The 23,920-nt window shown below is 73.2% G+C and carries 21 protein-coding genes; 14 read left to right on the top strand and 7 right to left on the bottom strand.

Translation table 11 applies throughout. The features are described from left to right. The first annotated feature begins 15 nt into the window (after positions 1-15). The 6 genes from ACFYYB_RS29960 to ACFYYB_RS29935 all read left to right on the top strand — a co-directional run bounded on the left by ACFYYB_RS29960 (position 16) and on the right by ACFYYB_RS29935 (position 3,007). Positions 16-144 carry a hypothetical protein gene (locus ACFYYB_RS29960; protein ID WP_389438999.1) on the top strand — a complete coding sequence of 43 codons (129 nt, stop codon included), beginning with the start codon at positions 16-18 and terminating at the stop codon, positions 142-144. A gap of 36 nt (positions 145-180) precedes the next feature. Then, complete coding sequence (locus ACFYYB_RS29955; RefSeq protein ID WP_389438997.1) at positions 181-1,047, top strand: hypothetical protein; 867 nt, start codon at positions 181-183, stop codon at positions 1,045-1,047. After that, entirely contained in the window at positions 1,044-1,217 is a 174-nt protein-coding gene (locus ACFYYB_RS29950; protein WP_389438995.1) for a hypothetical protein, read from the top strand. Before ACFYYB_RS29955 ends, ACFYYB_RS29950 begins: the two co-directional genes overlap by 4 nt. Positions 1,218-1,590: 373 nt before the next feature. After that, on the top strand, positions 1,591-2,238 hold the full coding sequence (locus ACFYYB_RS29945) for a hypothetical protein (RefSeq protein WP_389438993.1): 648 nt from the start codon (positions 1,591-1,593) through the stop codon (positions 2,236-2,238). A gap of 133 nt (positions 2,239-2,371) precedes the next feature. Continuing rightward, positions 2,372-2,752, top strand: a complete 381-nt coding sequence (locus ACFYYB_RS29940) for a hypothetical protein (RefSeq protein ID WP_389438991.1) — start codon at positions 2,372-2,374, stop codon at positions 2,750-2,752. 96 nt (positions 2,753-2,848) lie between these two features. Further along, positions 2,849-3,007, top strand: a complete 159-nt coding sequence (locus ACFYYB_RS29935; protein ID WP_389438989.1) for a hypothetical protein — start codon at positions 2,849-2,851, stop codon at positions 3,005-3,007. 257 nt (positions 3,008-3,264) lie between these two features. On the opposite strand, the gene ACFYYB_RS29930 is transcribed toward ACFYYB_RS29935, so the two are convergent. The 3 genes from ACFYYB_RS29930 to ACFYYB_RS29920 all read right to left on the bottom strand — a co-directional run bounded on the left by ACFYYB_RS29930 (position 3,265) and on the right by ACFYYB_RS29920 (position 4,662). Next, complete coding sequence (locus ACFYYB_RS29930) at positions 3,265-3,678, bottom strand: hypothetical protein (protein WP_389438987.1); 414 nt, start codon at positions 3,676-3,678, stop codon at positions 3,265-3,267. Between the two features lie 82 nt (positions 3,679-3,760). Further along, positions 3,761-4,168 (bottom strand): RidA family protein, encoded by a 408-nt coding sequence (locus tag ACFYYB_RS29925; RefSeq protein ID WP_389438985.1) that lies wholly within the window; start codon positions 4,166-4,168, stop codon positions 3,761-3,763. A gap of 14 nt (positions 4,169-4,182) precedes the next feature. Further along, positions 4,183-4,662 carry an RrF2 family transcriptional regulator gene (locus ACFYYB_RS29920; protein WP_389439034.1) on the bottom strand — a complete coding sequence of 160 codons (480 nt, stop codon included), beginning with the start codon at positions 4,660-4,662 and terminating at the stop codon, positions 4,183-4,185. Between the two features lie 121 nt (positions 4,663-4,783). Here ACFYYB_RS29920 and ACFYYB_RS29915 point away from each other — a divergent pair, with 121 nt between their 5' ends. The 4 genes from ACFYYB_RS29915 (at position 4,784) to ACFYYB_RS29900 (ending at position 9,831) form a co-directional block, all read left to right on the top strand. Further along, positions 4,784-5,611 (top strand): hypothetical protein, encoded by an 828-nt coding sequence (locus ACFYYB_RS29915; RefSeq protein WP_389438983.1) that lies wholly within the window; start codon positions 4,784-4,786, stop codon positions 5,609-5,611. 92 nt (positions 5,612-5,703) lie between these two features. After that, positions 5,704-7,764 (top strand): FUSC family protein, encoded by a 2,061-nt coding sequence (locus tag ACFYYB_RS29910; RefSeq protein WP_389438981.1) that lies wholly within the window; start codon positions 5,704-5,706, stop codon positions 7,762-7,764. 68 nt (positions 7,765-7,832) lie between these two features. Continuing rightward, on the top strand, positions 7,833-8,558 hold the full coding sequence (locus ACFYYB_RS29905) for a hypothetical protein (protein WP_389438979.1): 726 nt from the start codon (positions 7,833-7,835) through the stop codon (positions 8,556-8,558). 16 nt (positions 8,559-8,574) lie between these two features. Beyond that, positions 8,575-9,831 (top strand): sensor histidine kinase, encoded by a 1,257-nt coding sequence (locus ACFYYB_RS29900; protein WP_389438977.1) that lies wholly within the window; start codon positions 8,575-8,577, stop codon positions 9,829-9,831. 78 nt (positions 9,832-9,909) lie between these two features. Here ACFYYB_RS29900 and ACFYYB_RS29895 read toward each other — a convergent pair whose 3' ends face one another. After that, on the bottom strand, positions 9,910-12,012 hold the full coding sequence (locus ACFYYB_RS29895; protein ID WP_389438975.1) for a PhoX family protein: 2,103 nt from the start codon (positions 12,010-12,012) through the stop codon (positions 9,910-9,912). A gap of 292 nt (positions 12,013-12,304) precedes the next feature. On the opposite strand from ACFYYB_RS29895, the gene ACFYYB_RS29890 reads away from it, so the two are divergent. Beyond that, positions 12,305-14,011: a VWA domain-containing protein gene (locus ACFYYB_RS29890; RefSeq protein ID WP_389438973.1), complete on the top strand. Its 1,707-nt coding sequence runs from the start codon at positions 12,305-12,307 to the stop codon at positions 14,009-14,011. Between the two features lie 234 nt (positions 14,012-14,245). Here the strand turns inward: ACFYYB_RS29890 and aspS are convergent, their stop codons facing one another. Further along, entirely contained in the window at positions 14,246-16,051 is a 1,806-nt protein-coding gene (gene aspS, locus ACFYYB_RS29885) for an aspartate--tRNA ligase (RefSeq protein WP_389438971.1), read from the bottom strand. A 160-nt stretch (positions 16,052-16,211) separates the two neighbouring features. Here aspS and ACFYYB_RS29880 point away from each other — a divergent pair, with 160 nt between their 5' ends. The 3 genes from ACFYYB_RS29880 to ACFYYB_RS29870 all read left to right on the top strand — a co-directional run bounded on the left by ACFYYB_RS29880 (position 16,212) and on the right by ACFYYB_RS29870 (position 21,316). Then, the gene (locus ACFYYB_RS29880; protein ID WP_389438969.1) at positions 16,212-18,422 is read left to right on the top strand and encodes a SpoIIE family protein phosphatase; all 2,211 of its coding nucleotides are present in this window, start codon (positions 16,212-16,214) and stop codon (positions 18,420-18,422) included. Between the two features lie 128 nt (positions 18,423-18,550). Beyond that, complete coding sequence (locus tag ACFYYB_RS29875; RefSeq protein WP_389438967.1) at positions 18,551-20,200, top strand: hypothetical protein; 1,650 nt, start codon at positions 18,551-18,553, stop codon at positions 20,198-20,200. A 72-nt stretch (positions 20,201-20,272) separates the two neighbouring features. Then, complete coding sequence (locus ACFYYB_RS29870; RefSeq protein ID WP_389438965.1) at positions 20,273-21,316, top strand: AI-2E family transporter; 1,044 nt, start codon at positions 20,273-20,275, stop codon at positions 21,314-21,316. 17 nt (positions 21,317-21,333) lie between these two features. Here ACFYYB_RS29870 and ACFYYB_RS29865 read toward each other — a convergent pair whose 3' ends face one another. Continuing rightward, positions 21,334-21,996 (bottom strand): pyridoxamine 5'-phosphate oxidase family protein, encoded by a 663-nt coding sequence (locus tag ACFYYB_RS29865; protein WP_389438963.1) that lies wholly within the window; start codon positions 21,994-21,996, stop codon positions 21,334-21,336. Between the two features lie 86 nt (positions 21,997-22,082). Next, complete coding sequence (locus ACFYYB_RS29860; RefSeq protein WP_389438961.1) at positions 22,083-23,900, bottom strand: FUSC family protein; 1,818 nt, start codon at positions 23,898-23,900, stop codon at positions 22,083-22,085. Positions 23,901-23,920: the final 20 nt, after the last annotated feature.

The following is a 23,920-nucleotide window of genomic DNA, read 5'->3' as shown; positions in this document are numbered from 1 at the left end:
ACCCGGGCCGCCTCCATGACCCGGGCCGCCTCCATGGCCCGGGCCGCCTCCATGGCCCGGGCCGCCTCCATGGCCCGGGCCGTCGTGCCCGCCCGCACACCCGGCGCCCCGCACCCCACCGCCACCGCCACCGCCACCGCGTAGCCGCACGCGCCCCACCTCCTTCGAAACGAGTCCGCCGTGCACATCGCCCTCGCCGGGGCCGCCAGCCCCACCGGCATCCGGCTCGCCGCCGAGCTGCTCGGCCGCGGCCACCACCTGACCCTGCTCACCGGCGGCGACGTCCGGCAGAGCAGGCTCCTGCTGGCCCGTCAGCTCGCGCTGATCGGGCTGTATCCCGAGTACGTGGACCTCCTCGCGGCCCGGCTCGACGCCCGCCGGGGCGCCGAGGTCCTGGCGTCGCCGGCGCCGGCCGGCTCCGCACCCGCCGGCCGCTTCGACGCGGTCTGGTGCGTGGAGCAGCCCGCCGCCACCGCGGCCGCGCTGCTGCCCCTCGCCTCCGGAGGGGAGAGGCGTACGGCGTTCCACCTGGTCACCGTCGGGGACGCGGGTCCGGCCGGGCGTACGGTCGCCGCCGCGGCCGTCCGGGACGGGTTCCCGGCCGGGGTGCACTGCCTGGCCCCGACCGTCAGCGACCTGGCCGACCACGCGGAGCTGCCCCGGCCGGCCTTCACCCGGCTCGCCGTCGCCGAGTCCGTCCGGGCGGATCCGCCGGGAGCACCGGATCCGGGGGCTCCGGCCACGGTCGGGCTGCTGCCCCTGGCCCCGGCGGCCCGCGCCCTGGCGGAGGCCGCCGAGGAGCTGGGCTGGTCGGGGCTGCGCCACATCGGCTGGGTGCACGCGCATCCCACCGAGGCCTCGGCGCTGACCCGGGCGGTCGGCCCGGAGCTGGCCCCCGGCCTGCTGCGGCGGCTGTCGGGGCTCCAGCCCGCGGCCGCCACGACCGCGCTGGACGGCCCGCCGCTCGGCGCCGGGTACCTCACCCGGGCAGCCGCGCCCGTCCTGCCTCCCGCCCGGCGGCCCGCCCGGACACCGGAGCGGGTGTGAGCGCGGCCGCACGCCCCTGGCGGGAGCGGCGCGTGGTGGACGGCCTGGCGGACGCGCTGCGGGAGGCGGTCTCGGAGCGCTTCCCGGGCAGCGGCCGGCCGTCGGCGAGGGCGGCGTCCGCACCCGCGGGGGAATCGGGGTCGGACCGGGTCGGGAAGGCCGGAAAGTAGTGGGGCCCCATGGCCAGGGCATATGCGTATGGATCATTCATGATCCAAGGACAAGCCGCCCGCCCCCGCCCCGCAACTCCGGCCGACGGCTCGTCATATCGTCCCGCTTGACAGGTTTTCGCATGTGGCAGAACGTGCCGCCGATCCGACACGCCCAAGGTCCGCCCTTGACCTTCTCACCCGTTCGGGCGCACGCCCCCCAGGCCGGCTGCGGGCCCTGCCCACCGGCCTCCAGCTGCGAAGACATGCCGGAAGACGGGTGACGGAGCGATGACTTGCCGTCAGTTCCCCGTGTTACGCGCCCCACCGGGGGCAGGGGAAGGGTCCACTGTCTCGGGACCCGGCCGCCCGAGCCGGACCAGGAGGGATTCCCATGCCCCGCGCCAAGTGGGTGGTCGGCGTACTGACGGTGACTCTGCTGTGCACCGGACTAGGGGTGTTGCGCACCACCGAGGGCGGCCGGCCGGCCGCCCCGACCGCGGGCGACGCCCTGCCCTCGCGGGTCCTGGGGCTGTCCGGGCCGCGCCGGCTGGCCCGGCAGCTGGAGCACTCCGGCGGTCACGTCACCGGCAAGGGCGCCCGGCGGCCCGGACGGACGGGGGTCACGGCCCTGCCGGCCTCACCGCCGCTGCGCCTGGTCATCCCGGCCCTCGGAACGGACGTACCGCTGACGGGCGGTACACCGTCCGGCGAGCCCTACGCGGTGGAGCTCCAGCCCGGCGCCGCCGACGCCAAGCCTCCCGTCCCGGACAGCGCCGTGTGGGACTCCGCGGGCCCGCCCCCGGGCGCGGCCGGTACCGCCGTGGTCTCCGGAGACCTGCCCCGGCTCGGGGAACTGCGGCGCGGGCAGACGATCGAGATCACGCGCGCCGACCGGCGTACGGCCGTGTTCACCGTGACCCGGGTCTCCCCCGGGATCTCCGGGCGGGGCGGGCCGTCCGGGCGGGCCCAACTCCGGTTGATCAGCGGTGAAACGGCCGTGCTGGCACGCCTCACCGGCCACCGCCGGACCCTGTCCTGACCGGTGGTGGCCCCCGTAAGACGGACACCCCCTGCGGCCACCTGACAGCCGTGGGGGGTGTCTTCGTCCCCCGGTCGGGGGACGCTGCGGCCTGAGGGGAGAGTCCGCCCGCGTGTCGGGGCACACCCTCCGCATGAGCGGTACGCGGCGGGCGCGAACGGCACCGGACAGGGCCCTGATGACGGCCCTGACGGTGCTCTGCGCCGTGCTGCTGTGCCTGTTCGGCGTCGGCGGAGCCGGCCCGTCCACCGCGGCGGCCGAAGGTCCCCGCTCCGCCCCCAGCGCCCCGGCCGAGCCCACGGAGGCGCCCTCCGATCCGGCCGGCGACCCCGAAGTGCGGGTGGCCGTACGCGTTCCGGCGCGAGGTGTCCCCGGCGTACGGGGACTGCAGCGGCCGGTGTTTCACGTGAAACCTCCCCGGTCCGGCCCCTCGGAGCCGGCCCCGCGTCCGGCGGGGGCCGGCGCACCGATGGCGTCCCTGCGGGCGGTACGGAGTGTGGTCCTGCGCTGCTGACCGGGCCGAGAGGCCGAGCAGCAGCACCGCGCGCCCGGCACACCGGTGCCCTTGGCGCGCGTCCCCCCACACCCCGAGACACCGTGAGGCTCCGCCATGTCCTTCGACCCGTACCTCGCCCTGAACGCCATGCTCCGCGCCGAGGCCGCCCGCTTCTCCCCGCCGGCCCCGCCCGTACGCCAGCCGGAACCCGAGTCCGCGAAGACCGCCCAGACCACCGCCGAAACCCCGGCCGGGGACGACACGGCCGCTTAGGGGCTCGCGCGGGACACCGCGCGGGGGCGTCAGGACATGGGGAGGCACCGGTTCCCGCGCCCTCGGCAACGGAGAGTGGTCACGTGAGGTTCGACCACGGGGCACGGGAACCGGCGCCTCATTCAGTCTCCGTCAGCCACCCGCCGCCCCACCTCGGCCATTCGTCCGGATTCGGCCCGCCGAAAGTACCGAGCCCCGGCCCCCCCGCACACGGCGGGCGGCCGGGGCTCCGGCATACGCGGGCGGGCCCGGGCGGACTACCTCGCGTTGCGCGTGTGGTAGCGGTAGAAGGCCGCCGCGCCGACGGCCGCGCCGACGAGCAGGCCCAGGCCCGAACTCTTCAGGATCGACTCGTCGGCCAGGCTGTACAGGTAGCCGAAGGAGACTCCGGCGAAGATCCCGTACGCGGCCGCGTGCGGCTCCTGCGCCAACCGCGGGCCGATCCGGGCGAGGGCCACCAGGCAGGCGGCGAAGATCGCGCCGCACAGGATCCCGAAGAAGACGTTGCCCGCGTCGACGGGCCCCATCTGACGCTTCATGAAGGCGGCGTAGACGCCGTAGACCAGTCCCATGAGCAGCGGTCGCACGAGGGCCGACCTGCTGGTGTGGGCCGCCGTACCGGTGGCCGGCTGCCGGTGCCCCCGGGGGGCGGTGGGTGCCGCATGTGCCATGACGGGCTCCTCTCTCCCATCCTCCAGGGCACACCCGCAACCGGGGACCGGCAACCGGAGCAGTCCGACGGGCTAGGTCGTCCTAGGCCGCGGAGGCCGCGCGCACCGCCACCGCGTCGATCTCGAAGAGCATGTCCGGCAGGGCGAGCGCGGCCACGCCGATCAGCGTCTGGGCGGGCAGCTCGGTGCCCCAGGCGGCGTGCAGGTACTTCAGCAGCACCTCCAGCTTCTCCTGGTCGTGCCCGACGACGTAGGTCCCGATCCGGACCACGTCGCCGAGGCCCAGGCCCACGGACTCCAGGGCGGTGCGCAGGTTGGCGAAGGCCTGCCCGACCTGGTCGTCGAAGGCGGCGGAGACCACGTGACCCGTCGGGTCGGAGCCGTACTGGCCGGCGATGAAGACCTGCTCACCGGGGGCGGAGACGACGTGGCTGTAGCCGTAGCCGGTGGGGTCGTGGAGTGCTGCCGGATTGGTGATGCTGCGCGTCATTCCAAGCTCCTGGGTCAGTTGTCGGTGAGCCAGGCCCGGAGCCGCTCGGGGGCCTCGGGGGCCTGGCGTTCGGCCTGCTGCCGGATCTCGTCGAGGGTCTGGGCGGCCAGCGCGCGGCGCCAGGCCATCTCGGCCCGGCCCATCGCGTGTGCGACGGCGCAGTCGGCCGCGGGCGGCTCCCCGCCGCCGGGGCCCTGCTGCCGGATCTCCGCACACCGGAAGGCCTCGTCCGGCCCTTCGACGGCGGCGACCACGTCCATGAGCGAGATGGAGTCGAGCGGGCGCGCGAGGCGGAAGCCGCCCCGCGGGCCGGGGGTGGAGGTGACGATGCCCGCCCGGGCCAGGGCCTGGAGCTGCTTGTTCAGGTACGCCGCGGGCAGCTCGTGCCAGGCCGCCAGCCGCGCTGCCGAGACCGCCCGTCCGCCGTCGGAGCCGGCGCCGCTCCAGGCCAGGTTGAGGCAGCTGTGCAGGGCCCATTCGACGCCCTCGCTCATCTTCATAATCTGGATATTAGATGTCCAGATTGAGGTCGGCAAGAGGGGCGCGCCCGGCCCGCACCACCCGGCCGCAGCAACCCGGCTCGCGCCGCGCGCCCGGCCCCCTTTCCCTGGTGACGTGCGGACCTTCCTCTCGGCGGTACTCATCGCGCTCGTGGCCCTGCTGGTGCCCGCGAGCGCCGTCGCGTACTGGGCCGACCACGAGCTCGGCAGCGCCGACCGCTACACCGCGGCCATGTCCCCGCTGGCCTCGGATCCCGCCGTACGGAACCTCGTCGTCACCCAGGCCGGCCGGGCCCTCTCCGGGCAGATCGACGCCGGCCCCTTCCAGGGCGGGGTCGACGCCCTGCTCGGCGAGGCCCTGCGCTCCTTCGTCGGCACCCCGGCCTACCAGACCGCCTGGGACGCCGCGAACCGCGCCGCCCACGGCGCCTTCTTCCAGGCGCTCACCACGGGTGACGGCAACGCCGTGACCATCGACCTCGCACCCGTGATCGCCAGCGTGAAGGGCGAACTCGTCGAGAACGGGGTGCCCCTCGCCGACCGCATCCCCGAGACCCACGTCTCGGTGAAGGTCATGGAGTACGACAACCTCGGCGCGCTCCGGAAGGGCTTCCGCATGCTGCAGATCGCCGGGGTCTGGCTCCCCGTGCTCACCGTGGTGCTGGCCGCGGTCGCCATCGTCGTCGCCGTCCGGCGCCGCCGGGCCGTCCTGGCCACCGGGCTGGGGCTGGCCGTCGGCGCCGTCCTGCTGTGGGTGGCCGTGGTCGTGTGCCGCCGCCTCACCCTGGACGACCTGCCGGCCGACATCGACCGGCCGGCCGCCGAAGCGGTGTACGACGCCCTCACCGCGTTCCTGCGGACCACCGCCTGGGTGGTGCTGGCCGTCGGGCTGGCCGCCGCGCTGGCCGCCTGGCTGGCGGGCCGACTGCGCCGCACCCCATAAGCTCGGAACCGGCGGATTGCCACGCAATTCCGTAGAAGAATCCTGAGAACAGCACAGAAGAACCGATTCACGAGCGGCGGCACGGAAGCGGGATGAGCACCGAACGCACCGAAGACATACCGCCCGGGCGGGCCGGACGGCCAGGGTGGCCCGGACGGACGGGACGGGCCGTGCCGGCGGCGGCCGGACGGTTCGGTTCGCTGGCCCCGCCCACCTGGCTGCTGAAGGGTCTGCGGCCCAGTTCCGCGCCGATCCCCTGGGCCGCCGCGCTGCGCGCGGCCGTCGCCATGGCCCTGCCGCTGGCCGTCGGCTTCGCCATCGACGAGCCCGAGTACGGCGCGCTCGTCTCGATGGGCGCCCTGTCCGGGGTGATCGGCGACACCGCGGACGCCTACCGGATGCGGATCCTGAACATCGCCGTGCCCCAGCTCTTCGGAGCCGTGGGCGTAGCGCTGGGCACCTTGGTCTTCGGGCACGGCTGGGTCGCGGTCGGCGTCCTGACCCTGCTCGGCCTGATCTCCGGGATGATCTCCTCCATCGGCACGGTGGCCTCCGTCTCCGGGCTGCTGCTCCTGCTGAACGCCGTGGTCGGCGCGGGCCTCCCGATGCCCAGTCCCTGGTGGACGGCCCCCCTGCTGCTGAGCGCCGGCGGACTGTTCGTGCTGCTGCTGACCCTGCTGGGCTGGCCGCTGCGCGGCCGGCAGCCGGAGCGGGCCGCCGTCGCCGCCGCCTACCGGGCCCTGGCCGACACCCTGGAGGCCGCGGGCGCACCGGGACCCGCCTACGAGGAACGCCGCCAGCAGGTCACCCAGGCCCTGAACCACGCCTACGACCTGGTGCTGGGCCGCCGGGCCCGGGTGCACGGCCACAGTCCCTCGCTCGTACGGATGCTGGCCCAGCTGAACGTGCTGATCCCGATCGTCGAGGCCGCTCCCGCCGCGCACCTGCGCCGCAGAGCCCTCTCCCCCGCGATCCCCGAGGCCGTACGGAAGCTGGCGACGGCGGTCGAGGAGGGCCGCACGGACACCCCCGTACTGGACCTGCCCGCGCCCGACGGCCAGTCCGAGCAGGCCATCGACGCGGCCCTGCGGCACGCCGCGACCATCGTTCCGCTGGCCGAGCCCGACATGCACAACGTCGACGACCGGCTCGGCCGGCCCGCCGCGCTGCGGGTCCGGGCCCGCCGGGTGGTGCGCGACATGATGTTCTCCGAGGCCTCCTGGCGCTACGGGCTGCGGCTCGCGCTGTGCATCGGGCTGGCGCAGTCACTCGTCTCGGTGGTGGAGATCGAGCGCTCCTACTGGGTCGCGCTGACCGTCACCTTCGTCCTCAAGCCCGACTTCGGCTCGGTGTTCTCCCGCGCCGTGCTCCGTGCGCTGGGCACCGCGGGCGGGCTCGTCGTCGCGGCCGCCGTGCTCTCCGAGGTGCCGCGGGGGTGGTGGGACGTGCCCGTGATGGTGGTCCTGGCGGCCCTCATCCCCGTCTTCTCGGTCAAGGGCTACGCCTTCCAGACCGCGGCGATCACCCCGGTCATCCTGCTCCTCTCCGACCTGCTCAACCACCAGGGCTTCGACCTGGTCCGGCCCCGGCTGCTCGACAGCCTGATCGGCTGCGCCATCACCCTGATCGCCGGGTACCTGCTCTGGCCCGAGAGCTGGCACACCCGGATCGGCGACCGGCTCGCCGACACGGTGGACGACGCGGCCCGGTACGTGGAGCGCGCCTTCGGCGCCCACCCCGACACCGAGGAGGGCCTGCGGGCGGCCCGCACCGCCCGGCTCCAGGCCCGCCGCCGCATCTACCGGGACCTGTCGGGCGTGCGCAGCGAGTTCCAGCGGGCCCTGACCGAGCCGCCGCCGACCGGGGAACGGGCCGCCGCGTGGTGGCCCCTGGTGGTCGCCGTCGAGCGGATCGTCGACGCGACGACGGCCGCCCGGGTCCGGGTCAACCACGGCGCACAGCGCCCGGTCCCCGCGGAGGTCGAGGCCATCGCCGAAGACCTCCGGGCCCTGGCCCACGGCGTCCGCCGGGTCCACAACCCGGCCCAGCTCCACCGCACCGCACCCCCCGAGGTCGACGAGTCCTCCGTCCTCTCCCCGGTCCGCCAGGAACTCGCGGCAGCCAGAGCCATCGCGAACCCGACCCACGACTAGGCGCCGCGCCGTCCCCCCAATGGCCCCGCCCCCGGGCCACCCCGCCCGGGGCGGGAGAGCATCAGGACATGAGGCCCTTCCTCCGGCGCAGCCGGGCCCTCCTGCCGGCGGCCGCCCTGGCGGTCATCGCGGGGTGCGCCGACGTGGAGGGGCTGCGGAACGACGGCGACCTCGGCACCGCCCGCGCCCCCCGCACCCTGTGGAAGGAATTCCGCCCCGATCCCCCGGCCCCCGGCCAGCAGTCCGGTGCGGCCACCGCCGTCCCGGGTCTCGCCAAGGTTCCGGATCTGTCCATGAAGGGCGTCAACGCCGTGGACGTCGTACGGGCCGACATCACCGCCGCCACCGCCGCGGACGCCGGCACCGGCCGGCTCGTCGACCCCCGGGCGATCCAGCGCCTCGCGCTCTGTACACAGGCTGTGGACGGCGGCCCCGACTGCCCCGTCCGGCCCGCGGTCCTGGCCGATGTGACGGGCAACGGCATCCCGGAGCTGATCACCGCCCTGGACATCGACGGCCGGGTCAGCGAGTTGCGCGTCTACACCGTCCAGGGCGACGGGACGATCGCCCGCATCCTGTCCCGGCGCGGGGTCCTGGAGGGCGTGGAGGTGGCCGCCGAGCACCTTGCGGTCCGCGAGCCGACCTCGAACCCGAAGAAGGTCTCCATCTCCGACTACGTGTGGGATCCGGAAGCCGGGATCATGAACCTCTCCCAGCTCACCCTCGACGAGTGCCCGGGCCAGGGCGACACCTCCCCCTGCCCGGCCGCGGGCGCCGGCGCCCGCAAGGGCTGAGGAGGCCGGGACACCGATGCACCGCACGAGCAGCCTGCGCTGGAAGATCGCCATGACCACCACGGCGGTGTGCTGCGCCGTCGCGGCCGCGCTCGGCATCCTCGTGCACAACGTGGTCGCCCGCCAGCTCGTCGGCGAGGTCCGCAAGGACGTGGACCGGGAGCTGGACTACGCCCTGAGCCAGTACGAGTACGGCACCGCGCACGGCGACGGGAACAGCGCCCTCGACCCGCCCGGCCTCCCGGCCCCGCTGCGCGACCTGGTCGCCCGCGGACTGACCGGCTCCATGACCGGCACCCACGACGGAAAACCGGTCATGTGGGCGGCCGGCCCCGCCGACGGCAAGCCCCTCGCGGTCTGGGTCCCCTACGACAGCACCCGCACCCGGCTCCGGGAGATCGACGCCGCCATCCTGGTCTCCGCCGTCCTCGCCGCTGGGGTGGTCGCCCTCGCCGGCATCTTCCTCGCGGGCCGCATCAGCCGCCGGCTCGCCACCACGGCCGCGGTGGCCCGCCGGATCAGCGCCGGGGACCTCGACGCGCGCGTCGGATTCCCGGCCGACGCCGAAGGGCCCCGCACCCGCACCCGCGACGAGGTGCGGGACGTGGCGCAGGCCCTCGACTCGATGGCGGCCTCGCTCCAGGCCCGGCTGGAGGCGGAGAAGCGGTTCACGGCGGACGTCGCGCACGAGCTGCGCACCCCGCTCACCGGGTCCCTGGCCGCCGCCGCGCTGCTGCCCGAGGGCCGGCCCAAGGAGATGATCAACGACCGGCTGGGGGCCCTGCACCTGCTCACCGAGGACCTGCTGGAGATCTCCCGGCTGGACTCCGGCGTCGAACGGGCCGACCTGGCCCGGGTGGAGCTCGGCCGCGCGGTGGAGCGGGCCGCCGCGAGCACCCGACTGCCCGTCGCGGTACGGATCGAGCGGGACGCGGTGGTGCTGACCGACCGGCGCCGCCTCGACCGGATCCTGGCCAACCTGCTGGTCAACGCCCACAAGCACGGGCGGCCGCCGATCGAAGTGACCGTCACCGGACCGCTGGTGACCGTACGCGACCACGGACCCGGCTATCCGGCCGAGCTGATCGAGCAGGGCCCGCGGCGGTTCCGCACCGGGGATCCCGGACGCGGGCGGGGCCACGGGCTCGGCCTGACCATCGCGGCCGGGCAGGCGGAGGCGCTGGAGATCGAGCTGCGCTTCTCCAACGCCCCCGACGGGGGCGCCGTGACCACGCTCCTCCTGCCGGTCGGGCGGCTGCCGGACGGAAGTTGAGCGGGGGCGGTGGTTGTTTCACGTGAAACAACCACCGCCCCCGCACGGATCAACTCACCCCGGCTCGGACGTCGGACGTCAGACGCCGATGTTCTTGCCGTCCTTGCGCCAGACCGAGACGACCGACGGGCGGACGATCTTGCCCGGACCGTCGGGCCACACCGACTGCGGCTTCTCGACGGACGCGCCGTCGATCTCGCCCGGGTGCTGCACGGCCACCAGGACGCGCTTGTCCTGGATGAGCGGGCCACAGGTCTCGGCGCCGCGCGGAACGGTCAGGAACTGCTTGAGCTCACCGCGGCGCTCACCGGCGGTCGCGACGCCGAACAGGCCGTCGTGCGAGCCGAGCTGGTTTCCGTCCGTGGAGATCCACAGGTTGCCGTGCGGGTCGAACGCGACGTTGTCCGGGCAGGAGATCGGGCTGACCTTGTCCTTCGGGAAGCCCGCGAAGTAGGTCGCCGGGTCGTTCGGGTCACCCGCGACCAGGAAGAGGCGCCAGGCGAAGCCGTCGCCGGCCGGGTCGTCGAAGTTCTCGGCGAGCTCGAGGATCTGGCCGTGCTTGTTCAGGTTGCGCGGGTTGGCCTCGGTGGCGCCTTCCTTGCCCGGCTTGCCGCGGTCGGTGTTGTTCGTCAGCGCGATGTAGACGCGGCCGGTGCGCGGGGACGGCTCGACGTCCTCGGGACGGTCCATCTTGGTCGCGCCGACCTTGTCACCGGCGAGGCGCGTGAAGACGGACACCTCTTCGGCGGTCATGCCCTCGACGTGCGAGACGTTCCCCGTGGGGGACGAGGTCAGGAGCTTGATCCAGACACCGGAACCGTCGAACTCGCCGTCGGAGGGGAGCTTGCCGGTGCCGTCGAACTCCGTGACCGGGGTGTCACCGGTGAGCTTGGCGACGTAGAGGGTGCCCTCGTCGAGCAGCGTCAGGTTGTGCTCCTTCGCCGCGCGCGAGTCGCCCTTCTTCATCTGCTTCGACGAGACGAACTTGTAGAAGTAGTCGAAGCGCTCGTCGTCGCCCATGTAGACGACCGGGCGGCCGTCCTCGGTCAGACGGGGCTGCGCGGCCTCGTGCTTGAAGCGGCCGAGCGCGGTGCGCTTGCGCGGGACGGAGTTCACGTCGTACGGGTCCAGCTCGACGACCCAGCCGAAGCGGTGCGACTCGTTGGGCTCCTGCGCGACGTCGAAGCGCTTGTCGAACCGCTCCCACTTGCGCTCGGTGGCTCCGGCGGTCACGCCGTAGCGCTTCAGGCGCGCGGCCTGGGTGGGCTCGGTGACCAGGCCGGCGTTGCCGAAGTACTGGTTGAAGTTCTCCTCGCCGTGGAGGGTGGTGCCCCACGGGGTGGTGCCGCCGGCGCAGTTGTTCAGGGTGCCGAACACCTTGGTGCCGGTGGCGTCGACCGAGGTCTTCACCAGCTCGGTACCGGCGGCCGGACCGGTCAGCCGGAACTCGCTGGTGGCGGTCAGGCGACGGTTGAGGCGGTGGCGGCTGACGGCCGTCAGCTTGCCGCTGCGGTGGTCCTCCTGGACCGCGACCACGGACAGGCCGTGCGCGGCCCAGGCGATCTCGACCTGCTCGCGGGTCGGGTTGGCCGGGTCGTACGCCTTGAACATGAGGTTCTCGTCCGTGTACTCGTGGTTGGCCACGAGCAGCTGCTGGCGCTCGTAGGCGCCGCCGAGCGGGAGCAGGCTCAGGAAGTCGTTGTTGTAGCCGAACTGACCGGCCTGGGCGGCGGCGGTCTGGTTGTCCGGGTTGAAGCCCGGAGCGCCCTTGACGATCGGGTCGCCCCAGCGGATGACCACGTTCTGCTCGTGGCCCTCGGGGACCGTGACCTGGTCGACGGTGTTCGGCGCGACCGGCTTGAAGCGCAGACCGCGGGCACCCTCGGCGTTGACCCCGGCGGCGCCGGCGCGCTGCGCCTCGACGGTGGGGTCGGCGGAGGCGGAGGAACCGTTGCCGCTCAGCGTGAGGGCGGTACCGGCGGCCGAGGCGACCGTGACGACCGCGGCGGAGCGGAGCATCGCGCGGCGGGAGTAGGCGCGGGCTATGACGTCGCCGACGTACTCGTTGTCGCTGGTGTTCGGCACCTCGTGGAAGCAGGCGTCGCCGCAGCGGTAGCGGCAGGTGAGAGCGGAACGGCCGCCCCCGTGAGATGAGCCGATGAGCGGCAGGAGCTTGCGCACGAGTGTCCTCCGTTGATGCACGGTCCCCGACAACGTGTCGGAACAATCCGTCGGTGACGCTATGGGCGGGTTGCGCCGAAGCGGCGGCCGAGGGATGAACGGCCGGTGAATCCGGCACGTCGGGGCGGCAGTTCGGGGGCGGAAGGGGTGTGTTTGTTTCGCGGGCGCCACGAAAGGTGCCCCTCCCGAAGTTCCAGCCAAGGGGCCGATAACCTTACGTGTCCACTCTGGGCAGGGATCTACCGCGCCTCACGGACAAATGACGCACGCACTCATGCGAAAGGCCTGGCCCATGGGTATTCGGAGCTTGTTGCGCAAGGTGTTCGGACGGACTGCTGAACAGGTTCCGGAGACGACCGGCACCACTTCGGCGGCCCTCCCGAGCCAGACCGAACGCACCCCCCTGGACGCGGCCGCCGAACTGGTCGCCGCCTCCTTCGACAACCCCACGGTTCCCCCGCAGTCCTCTCCCAGGGACCGCGAACCGGGCACCGTCCTGACCGCCCCGGCCCCGGCCCCCAACCCGGACCCCACGGTCCCGGAGGCCCGCCGCTCCCCCACCGGGGGTTCCCCGTCCACACCGAAGGCCCCGGCCCCGGCCGAAGCGGAACCGGCCGCCGCTGCCGAGCCCGCAGCCGAAACGGAGGCCGTGGCCGAGCAGGCCCCGGCCGCAGCCGCTGAGGCCGAGGCAACGCCGGAGCCCCTCACGGCCGAAGCCGAGACGAAGGCCGAGCCGGTCGCCGCCGAGGCCGAACCGGCCCCGGCCACCGAGCCCGAGGCGGAGCCCGTAGCGGCCGAAGCCGAGGCCGTCACGGAGGCGGAGCCCGTAGCCGCCGAAGCCGAGGTCATCACCGAGCCCGAGCCCGTCGTGGCCGAGCCCGAGGCCGTCACCGAGGCGGAGCCCGTCGTGGCCGAAGCCGAGGTCGTGGCCGAGGCCGAGGTCGTAGCCGAGGCCGAGGTCGTAGCCGAGGTCATCGCCGAGGCGGAGGCCATCGTGGCCGAGGCGGAGGCCGCCACCGAGCCCGAGCCCGTCGTGGCCGAGGCGGAGGCCGCCACCGAGCCCGAGCCCGTCGTGGCCGAGGCGGAGGCCGTCACCGAGGCGGAGCCCGTAGCCGCCGAAGCCGAGGCCGCCACCGAAGCGGAGCCCGTAGCCGCCGAAGCCGAGGTCATCACCGAGCCCGAGCCCGTCGTGGCCGAGGCCGAGGTCGTGGCCGAGGTCATCGCCGAGGCAGAGGCCATCGTGGCCGAGCCGGAGCCCGTGGTGGCCGCCGCCGAGGCGGAGCCCACCCCGGCCGAGGCCGACCTCCTCCCCGCCGACGCCGCCGCAGGCGGCCCCGCGCACGACCTCGCCGCCCTCAAGCGGCAAGCGCCCCCGCTCGCGGCCGCGTACAAGGCCGCCGGACAGGCCCTGCGCGCCAAGGGCAAGGCCGGCGCCCGCGCCAGCGTGTTCCTCGTGCTCGACCGGTCGGGCTCGATGCGCCCGTTCTACAAGGACGGCAGCGTCCAGCGCCTCGCCGACCACGCCCTCGCCCTCGCCGCGCACCTCGACGAAGAGGCCACCGTCCGTACGGTGTTCTTCTCCACCGAGCTGGACGGCGCGGCCGACCTGGCCCTCGACGCGTACGACGAGGCCTGGGTCGAGACCCGCCACGCCGAGCTCGGCCGCATGGGCCGGACCAGCTACCACGTGGCCGTGGAGGCCGTCCTCGAGCGCTACCAGAAGGACGGCGGCGAGGGCCCGGCCCTGGTCGTGTTCCAGACGGACGGGGCGCCCGACAGCGTCCGCCCCGCCCGCCAGGCGATCGTCGACGCGGCCACCACCGCCCCCGGCATCCAATGGCAGTTCGTCGCGTTCGGCGAGCACGACGCCAAGGCCTTCGACTTCCTGCGCAAGCTCACCGCCGAGAACGCCGAGAACGCCGGCTTCTTCCACGCCGGCCCCGCCCCGGCCGAACTGACCTCGGCAGCCCTCCTGAAGGGCCTGCTGGAGCAGTTCTAGGCGGACCCGTTGGGCTCGCCGTTCACCCTTGGGGCGAACGGCGAGCCGAACCCTCCCCGGCCGACGGGACCCCGCGCGGGAGTTCCCGCACGCGCCGCGGCGGGGACAGGAGCAGCGGCAGCGCTCGGCGAAGGCAACGGCGACAGCAACAGCAGGGCCTGAGCCCCACCGGGTCATGACGAAGGGCGGGGCTCCGTACGGAGCCCCGCCCTTCGTCACATCACCCGCACCGGCTTACTGGTGGGGCTTGACCGCCTTGTCGACCGGCTCGGTCGTCTTGGTCTCCACCGGCTTGCGCAGCGCGATGTTCAGCTCGCGCAGGCGGGACTCCTCCAGGATGGTGGGCGCGCCCATCATCAGGTCCTGCGCGTTGCCGTTGAGCGGGAAGGCGATGGTCTCGCGGATGTTCGGCTCATCGGCGAGCAGCATGACGATGCGGTCGACGCCCGGGGCGATGCCACCGTGCGGCGGGGCGCCGAGGCGGAAGGCGCGCAGCATGCCCGCGAACTCGCGCTCGACGGTCTCGGCCTCGTAACCGGCGATCTCGAAGGCCTTCAGCATGACCTCGGGCTCGTGGTTGCGGATGGCGCCGGAGGACAGCTCGATGCCGTTGCAGACGATGTCGTACTGCCACGCCAGGATGTCGAGCGGGTCCTTCTCCTCCAGGTCCTTCATGCCGCCCTGCGGCATGGAGAACGGGTTGTGGGAGAAGTCGATCTTGCCGGTCTCCTCGTCCGCCTCGAACATCGGGAAGTCGACGATCCAGCAGAAGCGGAAGACGTCCTCCTCGAACTGTCCGGCGCGCTTGGAGGCCTCGACGCGAACGCCCGCCATGATCTTGGAGACCTCGTCGAACTCGCCCGCGCCGAAGAACACGGCGTGACCGGCGGCCAGACCCAGGCGCTCGGTGAGGACCTTGACGTTCTCTTCGGTGAGGAACTTGGCGATCGGGCCGGTCAGGCCGCCGTCCTCGCCCACGCGGACCCAGGCCAGGCCCTTGGCGCCCAGCGAGATCGCGTACTCGCCGAGGCCGTCGAAGAACTTGCGGGGCTGGGCGGCGGTGTCCGGGACGGCCAGGGCGCGCACGTGCTTGCCGGCGAACGCCTTGAACTCCGAGCCCTCGAACACGTCGGTGATGTCGACGAGCTCCAGCTTGGACCGCAGGTCGGGCTTGTCGTTGCCGTACTTCATCATCGACTCGCGGAACGGGATCCGCGGGAACGGCGAGGTGACCGGGCGGCCCTTGCCGAACTCGGTGAAGATCTCCGTCATCAGCCGCTCGATGGGCTGGAAGACGTCCTCCTGCTCGACGAAGGACATCTCGACGTCGAGCTGGTAGAACTCGCCCGGCGAGCGGTCGGCGCGGGCGTCCTCGTCGCGGAAGCAGGGCGCGATCTGGAAGTACCGGTCGAAGCCGGAGATCATCAGCAGCTGCTTGAACTGCTGCGGCGCCTGCGGGAGCGCGTAGAACTTGCCCGGGTTCAGGCGGGACGGGACGACGAAGTCACGGGCGCCCTCGGGGGAGGTCGCGGTGAGGATCGGGGTCGCCATCTCGTTGAAGCCGAGGGCCACCATCTTGGAGCGGATGGAGGCGATGACGGCCGAGCGCAGCATGATGTTGCGGTGCATGCGCTCGCGGCGCAGGTCGAGGAAGCGGTACTCCAGACGGCGCTCCTCGTTCACCCCGTCGTCGGTGTTGATGGTGAAGGGCAGCGGGGCGGCGGCGCCGAGCACCTCGACCGAGGTGACCTCGACCTCGATGTCGCCGGTGGCGAGCTCCGGGTTGACGTTGTCCGCGCCGCGGGAGACGACCTTGCCGTCGATGCGGACGACGGTCTCCTTGGTGACGCTGCTGAGCGCCTCGTTCGCGGCGGTGCCGGGACGGGCGACGAGCTGCGTGATGCCGTAGTGGTCACGCAGATCGATGAAGAGGATGCCGCCCAGGTCTCGACGATTGTGCAGCCAGCCGCTCAGCCGGACGTCGGAGGCGACGTCGGAGGCACGAAGCTCGCCGCACGTGTGGGACCTGTACCGATGCATCAGTCATCCAGTTCTACGTGATACCAGGGTGGATTCAACCGTCCCAAGGTTACCGTCCGGGACGCGAGCCCGTGCGGGGCCGCCCGCCGGGGCCGTGACCGGGGCCGTGACCGGGGTGGTGAACAGGCACGTCGGGCGGATGACCTGTAAAGATGACCGAGTGCGCACAGAGGACGTCCTGGCCGCCATCGCGACCGGTTTGTGGCGATGGGACAACGCCTCCGGGACGGTCACCCTCGACGGTGAGGCCGCCCGGCTGCTCGGGCTGCCCGCCGAGCCCGTCGCGCTGCCCGAGGTCGCCGTGCGCTCGCGCTTCCACCCGGTGGACTGGAACGAGATCAACGGCATCGTCAACCTCGCGGTCGCCGAGGGCACCCTCGCGGAGGCCCGGCTGCGGATCATGGACGAGGACGGGCGCGTGCTGCGCACCGTACGGAGCCGCTCGAAGCCGCTGGAGAACCGGGGCGCGGACGGCCGCGTCGACTACGAGCTGATCGGCACCATCCAGGAGATAGCCGAGGCCCAGCCCGGCACCACGGCCGTGCACACCCCCATCACCGGCGACTGGCGCCGCTCGCGCGAGGCGTTCCTGCTGGACGCCGGGCGGGCGCTGGCCGAGGCCCGGTCCACCGCCGAGGTCCTGCGGGTGGCGGCCTCGCTGTCCATGCCCGGGTTCATCCCCGACGGGCTGGCCGTCTTCGGCGTGTCCGGCGACCGGCTGTCGATCATCGGGCACCACGGGCACGATCCCGGGGACGAGGGCCCCTTCGCGGACATGCCGCTGCTGACCGACTACCCGGCCGCGGAGGTCGTCCGTACCGGCCGGGCGATCTACCTCCCCAGCCCCGAGGACTACAAGCGGCGCTTTCCGGCCACCTGGCCGCTCGCCCAGCGCTTCGGCAGGAACTCCTGGGCCTTCCTGCCGCTGATCGTCGCGGGGCGCACCATGGGTGCCTGGATGGCCGCCTTCAAGCACCCGGTGTCCTTCTCCCCCGACGAGCGCTCCGTCCTGACGACGGTGGCCCGGATGCTCGCGCAGGCACTCCAGCGCGCCGGGGTGGCCGAATCCGAGCGGGAGCTCACCACCGGCCTCCAGCGGTCGATGATGCCGCAGCTCGGCCCCGAGATCCCCGGGATGACCCTCGCCGCGCGCTACGTGCCGACGGGCGGCGGGCTCCAGGTCGGCGGCGACTGGTACGACATGATCCCGCTGCCCTCGGGACGGTTCGCGCTGGTCATCGGCGATGTCCAGGGGCACGACGTCCGGGCGGCCGGTCTCATGGGCCAGCTCCGGATCGCGGTGCGCGCGTACGCCTCCGAGGGCCACCGGCCCGACGCGGTGCTCTCGCGCGCCTCCCGGTTCCTGGCGGGTCTGTGCTCGGAGCAGGAGGACACCGGGCCGGGCCCGGGCCGCTCGGGCGCGGGCGGCGCCGGGGACTTGGACTTCCAGAGCCCGCGCTTCGCGACCTGCCTGTACGTGGAGTGCGATCCGGCGACCGGGCTGCTGGAGGTGGCCCGCGCCGGGCACCCCGACCCGGCGGTGCGGATGGCCGACGGCACCGTCCTGATGCGGCCCACGGCGGGCGGGCTGCCGCTCGGCATCGTGCCGGACACCGACTACCCGACGACCCGGTTCACGCTGGAACCCGGCGAGACGATGATGCTCTGCACCGACGGGCTCATCGAGACGGGCGGGCACGACCTCGACACCGGCTGGGCCCGGCTGCGGGCCATCCTGGAGTCGCAGACCCCCTACGACGGCCAGGACGCGGACCCGGAGCCCCGCCACCTGGAACGGCTGGCCGACCTGCTGGTCCAGGCGGTGCACGGCCCGTCCTCGCACCACACCACCGGCCCGCTGGCCGACCGGCGCGAGGACGACATCGCCGTCGTCCTGCTCTGCCGGGAGGGCGAGGGCTGCGGCTGCGAGACCCCGCTGCTGCACCCGTCGCGGCCGGCCCGGCGCACCATGACGACCGTCGCCCAGGCGGAGCCGGAGCGGGTCGCGGGGGTCCGCCACCAGATCCGGGAGCTGCTGCACGACTGGGCGGACCCGGAGCAGGTCGACTCGGCGGTGCTGATGGTCTCCGAGATGCTGACGAACGTACTGGTCCACACGGACGGGGACGCGCTGCTGATCGCCGAGGCGGTGGGCGAACTCGGCTCGCGCCGGCTGCGGGTGGAGGTGGCGGACGCCTCCGACGAGCTGCCGCACAAGCGGCACCCGGGAGAGATGGCGTCGAGCGGGCGGGGCGTCCTGCTGCTGGAGATGCTGGCGGACGACTGGGGCGTCGACCCGCGCGGCGAGGGCAAGTCCACGTGGTTCGTGCTCGTCGAACAGTCGAAGCCCGCCGAGCCGGAGACGGTCTAGGTCGTCTCTTTCGGATCTTGCCGGGCCCGCGACGGCCTAGGGCCCCGTACAACCATCCGGCGGGGTGAGCGGTCCCTTCAGCGGTCGGTCAAGTGACCAGCCGCTGAACGGACATCCCCGGGGGACACATGAAGAAGCGCATCAGTGCGGTGCTCTGCACGGCAACGGCCTTGGGGGCCATGCTGGCCGCGCCCACGGCCGCCCACGCGGCCGACCCCTACCGGACGTTCCGCACCTATGCGAACAGCTCGTCCATCGGGCTCGCCTTCCCCGTCCCGGAATACGCGCTTGAGCGGCCCGAGGGCCTCAAGGTGCACGTGCGCGCGAAGGGAACCTCCACTCCGGTCGCCACCATCACGGACTTCACCGAGTCGACGCACTGCGTGGAGACGTGCGATCTGGACACGCCCGTGTGGGAGATGTCCCTCGAAACCGGCCCGGTGCGCCTCGCCGCCCTCGGGCAGTACACCGTGGACGTCGAGTACCGGGGCACCGAGGGCGAGACCGTCCTCCACAAGGACCGGGGAACACTCGACTACCGGCTGGAGCCCGTCTTCGAGGGCGTGAGCGCCGGGGACCTCTCGCTGGCGAAGCGGGACACCGTGGTCGCGGGCACCGTCCAGATCCAGGACCCGCGCGACTCCTCGAAGAAGCCGTACGCGGGTGGCCCGCTCACGGTCCAGCTGGGCAAGGCGACCACCTCGATCGCCGCCGACGCACAGGGCCGCTTCACGTCCAAACTCAAGCTCGTCGGCAACGAACCTGTCTACCAGGACAATTGGCAGTCCAGCGCCTCTCACGTGCCCGTCACCCTGACGGCCTCGGTGGACGGCTTCAAGAAGCTGAACACCGCCCGCGCCCACGTGAACACGATGCGGGCCCGGATCGCCCTGGACTCCTCGAAGCAGACCGGCGCCTACGGAACGCGGGGCAAGATCAGCGGCGCCGTCACCTGGAAGTCCCCCGACGGCACCTACAAGCCGGTCCCCGCGGGCACGAAGATCTCGGCCGGCCGGGAGAACCGCGTCACGGACGCCGCGGGACGCTTCACCGCGTCCCCGATGTTCCTCGACGACGCCCCGTGGACGGTCGTCGAGAACTCGCCCTGGCTGTACGGAAGCGGCACGCAGGTGGCGGTGAACACCACGGCCGGGACCCGGTTCCTCGGCTTCGTGGCCACGGTCGACAAGGACAAGACCGTGCAGGTGAGCGCCCTGTTCGACCGTGCCCGGATACCGGCCGGCACCACCTCGCTGAAGGTGGAGATCCAGCACTCGGCGGACGGCAAGACCGGCTGGACCACCCGCAAGAGCCTCAACGTCCCCACCGACGCGGGCAGCAACACCTCGGCGAACATCGACACGAAGCTGCCCTACCCGGGCGCCGGCCACATCCGTCTGCTCGCCGCCGGCACGGCAACCATCCACGGCTCGGTCACCCCCGCCGTCAAGGTCGCCCGGGTCATGACCGCCATCCCGGACTTCAACGCCTCGCCGGAACCGGTCAAGAAGGGGCAGCCCCTCACCATCACCGGCAAGCTGACCCATTCCATCCCGACCTGGCAGCCCCTCCCCCAGCAGACCGTCCACTACTACTTCCGCCCGGCCGGAAGCACCGCTTGGAAGCTCATGGGCCACTCCACGACCGGCGACGGCGGCACCTTCACCAAGACGTTCACCGCGGGCGCCACCGGTTCCTGGACCGCCCGCTACGAGGAGACCGGAGTGACCCACTTCGCCGCCTCCAGCCGCGTCGACGAAGTCGTCGTCACTCCGTAGCACCCGCGCCCCCGGCCGCGCTCCCCGGCGGGGCGCGGACGGGGGCGGCTTTTGCCCGTGTTTGTATGAGTCGTGACGACAACTCCCCTGCTGCCCGAGCCCGTACGCCGCCTCGCCGCCTGGTGCGTCGTCGTCCTCCTCGCCACCGCCGTCCTCGCGCTCGTCGTATGGCTGTGCGCCGTCTTCCGCACGGTGGTCACGCCCGTACTGCTCGCCGTGCTCGGCACCGCCCTGCTCGGGCCGATGCACCGGTGGCTGGTCCGCAGGAAGGTCAACCGCTCGCTCGCCGCGGCCCTCACCTGCCTGACCGTCGCGGCCGTGGTCGGCGGGGCCGGCTACATCGTGGTCCTCGCGCTCATCGAGACCGGCGACCAGATCATCGACTCCCTGCGGAAGGCCGGCACGGACCTCGCGCAGCACTTCGGGGCGCTCGGCACCTCCCTGGAGGACGTGGCGAAGAACTCCAAGGACCTGCTCACCAAGTTCGGCGGCACGGCCGCCTCGGGCGTGGTCACCGGGCTCAGCGTCGTCGCGACGATGCTCGCGACGGCCCTGCTGGCCATGGTGCTGATCTTCTTCTTCCTCCGCGACTCCGACCGTGCCGTGAGCACCCTGCGCTCGATGGTGCCCCACCGCTCGGGCGACCTCATGGAGGCGATGGGGCGGCGCGCGTACGGGGCCGTCGAGGGCTTCATGCGCGGGACCACCTTCGTGGCCCTGGTCGACGCCGTACTGATCGGCGCGGGCCTGCTGATCCTTCAGGTCCCCGGCGCGGTGGGGCTGGCCGCCCTGGTGTTCGTGACCGCCTACATCCCCTACCTCGGCGCCTTCCTCTCCGGCGCCGTGGCCGTCCTCGTCGCCCTCGCCGACCGCGGCTGGGTCATCGGCCTGTGGGCGCTGGGCGTGGTGCTGGCGGTCCAGATGATCGAGGGCTACATCCTCCAGCCCATGGTGCAGAGCCGCACCGTGCAGATGCACCCGGCGGTGGTGATGCTCTCGATCACGGCCGGCGCGAGCGTCGCCGGCATCCTCGGCATGCTGCTGGCCGTACCCCTGACCGCGGCCTTCTTCGGGGTGGTCTCGGAACTGAAGTCCCGCTACGCGCCGGAGGCCTGAGCTCCGTCCGGGGGTGGTCAGTTCTGGCGGAAGCGGTGGATGGACGGGTCGTAGTGGGGGGCGGGGAAGCGGTCGCCGGTGATCGCGTCGGGGACAGGGGTGCCGGGCGTGGTGGTCAGCGGGATCCAGCCCGCCCAGGATTCGACCTGGTCGTCCTTGGGTTCGTCCCGGGCGAAGCCCTCGCGGACCTTCATCGAGAATTCCGTGATCGGCATGGTCAGGCAGGCCGTGTAGCGGGCTTCCTCGACGTTGGGGCGGCGGGCGGCATGAGGTCCGGACAGGCGGCCGGGGATGACGCTCTCGACGACGTCCGCGAGGGCGTCGGCGCGTTCCTGCTCGTCCTCGATCGCCGTGGCGGTGCCGAAGATCATGGCGGACCGGTAGGCGGCCGAGTGGTGGGAGGAGGCCCGGCCCAGGATCACGCCGTCGATCAGGGTCGCGGTCACGCACAGCGGAGCGCCGGACGCGGCGGTGGTGATGAAACGGCCGAACGCGGACCCGTGCAGCAGGAGTTGGTCACCCACCCGCATGTGAAGGGTGGGGATGACCACCGGGCCGAGATCGGTGTTGAACCCGACGTGGACGGCGAGGGCCTCGTCGAGGATCGCGTAGACCGCGTCCCGTTCGTAGGTGACCCGCTCGGGATAGCGATTCGCGGTGGTGCGCGCAGTGGCCGACATGTGCGCAAATGTACGGTCTTGACCGCGGCGGCTCCGGTGGAGACGCCCCGGGGTACCCCCATTGGCCCCCACGCCGCCGAAGTGGGTCAGTGCGGTCGGCGCGCTCGCCCGGGCCGGTGCTCTCGCAGCCGCGCGGCCCGTCGGCGCAGGTCCTCAGACAGCTCGCCGGTCATCTCCTCGGTCACCACCGGCGCGCCCCGGCGGCCCGTGGCGGCCAGGCTGGTGAGACGGGCGATCGCCGCGTCCGCGTAGGCGAGTTCGTCCTGCCGCGCCCGGAGGGTGTGGTGGTGGCGCGGGTCGGTGCGCAGGCGGATCAGTTCGGTACGGACGGCAGCGAGGTCGCCGTGGACGCGCCGGCGCAGGGTGTGGAGGGTCGCGGGGGCGCCGTCGTCGTCCAGGGTGTCGGCATAGTCCGCGATGGCCTCGTGGGCGGCAGCCAGCCGGTGGTCCACTGTGGCGCGGACGTCCTCGGGCCAGAACACGTATCCGACGACGAAGGCGATGGCGCAGCCGATGACGGTGTCCAGCAGGCGGGCTTGGGGGACGGTGGCGCCGGCTTGGCCCAGCGGGTCGGCGAGCAGCAGCATGACCGGTGTGAGGAAGAGGGTCTGCAGGGCGTAGTTGCGGCGGGCGTACGCCTGGAGAAGGCCGGTCAGGACGACGGTGGCGGCGATGCGCCACCATCCAGCGGGGCAGAGCGCGATGACGGCGAGGCCGATCAGGACTCCGGCGATGGTCCCGAGGGCACGGGTCACGAGCCGGGCCGGCACGGTGCCCAGCCCGGGGCGCACCACGAGGGCGACGGTCAGCACCAGCCAGCCGGAGCGCGGCAGGCCGCTGAACGAGGCGACCACCTGGGCGGTCGCCAGGCATGCCGTCAGGCGCAGGGCGTAGCGCCGGGCCACCGGGTCGCCGATGCGTGCGGCCAGGGTGCCGGCGAGGCGACGTAGGGGTGTGGGACGCGTCGGGAGGAGGGGCGTCCGGTCGGCGGGCGGCTCCTGGTCCGGCTCGGAGAGTCCGGCGACAGCGGCGTGCAGGGCGCGCACCGTCGGTTGCCGCGGGGTGGCCGGGAGGCTGATCGGCGCCGCACCGCCATCCGCCGCACCGCCAGCCGCCTCGACCGCGTCGGCGACGCGGCGCACCGCCTCGGGGTACGCGGGTGGGCAATCCATGGCCGGGGCTGCTGCGATGACCTCTACGAGCGAGTCCAGGCGGCCGGCCAGGCGGGCCGTGGTGCTGCCCGGGCGGGGTGGGAAGAGGCGGCGGACGACCACGGTGTCGTAGGCGGCGTCCATGGCTTCGGTCACCCGATGGCGGCGCTCGGTCCAATTCGCCTCGGTGGCCTCGAGAAGGTCGGCGACGCTGCGCATCGCCCGCGCGACGGACCGCCGTTCCGCTCGCCCGGGGTGGCGCAGTGCGTCGGACAGGGAGAGCAGCATCAGCGGGATGCCGCCGACCAGGAACAGCAGGGGTACCTGCCACCAGGGCGGGGCGCTGGGCATCCCGAGCCCCATGGCGGTCGCGAGCAGCAGGACCAGAGCGGTCATGTCGCTGATCCGGCCCACCGTCGACATCAGCCCCGAGACCAGGGCGACGAGGGCGACCAGCAGGACCTGCGCCCACGCCTGCCCGTCGGTGAGCCGGCCCAGGGCCAGTCCGATCGCGCCGCCGAGCTGAGGCAGGAGCAGGGTGAGGGCGCGGGTGCGCCAAGGGGCGGACGAATCGTCGACGGCGGCGCCGTAGGCACCGAGCGCGGCTGCCGCTCCCAGGTCGGGCCGCCCGGCCGCTTGTCCGATCGCCAGCGGCACCAGCATGCCCACGGCGCCACGGGCCACGAGGGCGCGGTCCACCGGGACCGAGCGGATCCGGACGGTGTGGCGCAGCCACTCCGGGACGCGGGTCATCAGGAGGGGGTTCCCATCGG

The sequence above is a fragment of the Streptomyces sp. NPDC002886 genome (assembly GCF_042888445.1).
Lineage (GTDB): Bacteria > Actinomycetota > Actinomycetes > Streptomycetales > Streptomycetaceae > Streptomyces.
Note: the sequence above shows the minus strand (reverse complement) of the source record. Positions and strands in the feature narration are given on the sequence as shown.

Excerpts from the sequence above, each read along its gene's own strand:
- ACFYYB_RS29960 (WP_389438999.1), top strand. The coding sequence starts at position 16 with ATGACCCGGGCCGCCTCCATGGCCCGGGCCGCCTCCATGGCCCGGGCC.
- ACFYYB_RS29945 (WP_389438993.1), top strand. The coding sequence starts at position 1,591 with ATGCCCCGCGCCAAGTGGGTGGTCGGCGTACTGACGGTGACTCTGCTG.
- ACFYYB_RS29940 (WP_389438991.1), top strand. The coding sequence starts at position 2,372 with ATGAGCGGTACGCGGCGGGCGCGAACGGCACCGGACAGGGCCCTGATG.
- ACFYYB_RS29935 (WP_389438989.1), top strand. The coding sequence starts at position 2,849 with ATGTCCTTCGACCCGTACCTCGCCCTGAACGCCATGCTCCGCGCCGAG.
- ACFYYB_RS29930 (WP_389438987.1), bottom strand. The coding sequence starts at position 3,678 with ATGGCACATGCGGCACCCACCGCCCCCCGGGGGCACCGGCAGCCGGCC.
- ACFYYB_RS29925 (WP_389438985.1), bottom strand. The coding sequence starts at position 4,168 with ATGACGCGCAGCATCACCAATCCGGCAGCACTCCACGACCCCACCGGC.
- ACFYYB_RS29920 (WP_389439034.1), bottom strand. The coding sequence starts at position 4,662 with ATGAGCGAGGGCGTCGAATGGGCCCTGCACAGCTGCCTCAACCTGGCC.
- ACFYYB_RS29910 (WP_389438981.1), top strand. The coding sequence starts at position 5,704 with ATGAGCACCGAACGCACCGAAGACATACCGCCCGGGCGGGCCGGACGG.
- ACFYYB_RS29905 (WP_389438979.1), top strand. The coding sequence starts at position 7,833 with ATGAGGCCCTTCCTCCGGCGCAGCCGGGCCCTCCTGCCGGCGGCCGCC.
- ACFYYB_RS29900 (WP_389438977.1), top strand. The coding sequence starts at position 8,575 with ATGCACCGCACGAGCAGCCTGCGCTGGAAGATCGCCATGACCACCACG.
- ACFYYB_RS29890 (WP_389438973.1), top strand. The coding sequence starts at position 12,305 with ATGGGTATTCGGAGCTTGTTGCGCAAGGTGTTCGGACGGACTGCTGAA.
- aspS (WP_389438971.1), bottom strand. The coding sequence starts at position 16,051 with ATGCATCGGTACAGGTCCCACACGTGCGGCGAGCTTCGTGCCTCCGAC.
- ACFYYB_RS29875 (WP_389438967.1), top strand. The coding sequence starts at position 18,551 with ATGAAGAAGCGCATCAGTGCGGTGCTCTGCACGGCAACGGCCTTGGGG.
- ACFYYB_RS29865 (WP_389438963.1), bottom strand. The coding sequence starts at position 21,996 with ATGTCGGCCACTGCGCGCACCACCGCGAATCGCTATCCCGAGCGGGTC.
- ACFYYB_RS29860 (WP_389438961.1), bottom strand. The coding sequence starts at position 23,900 with ATGACCCGCGTCCCGGAGTGGCTGCGCCACACCGTCCGGATCCGCTCG.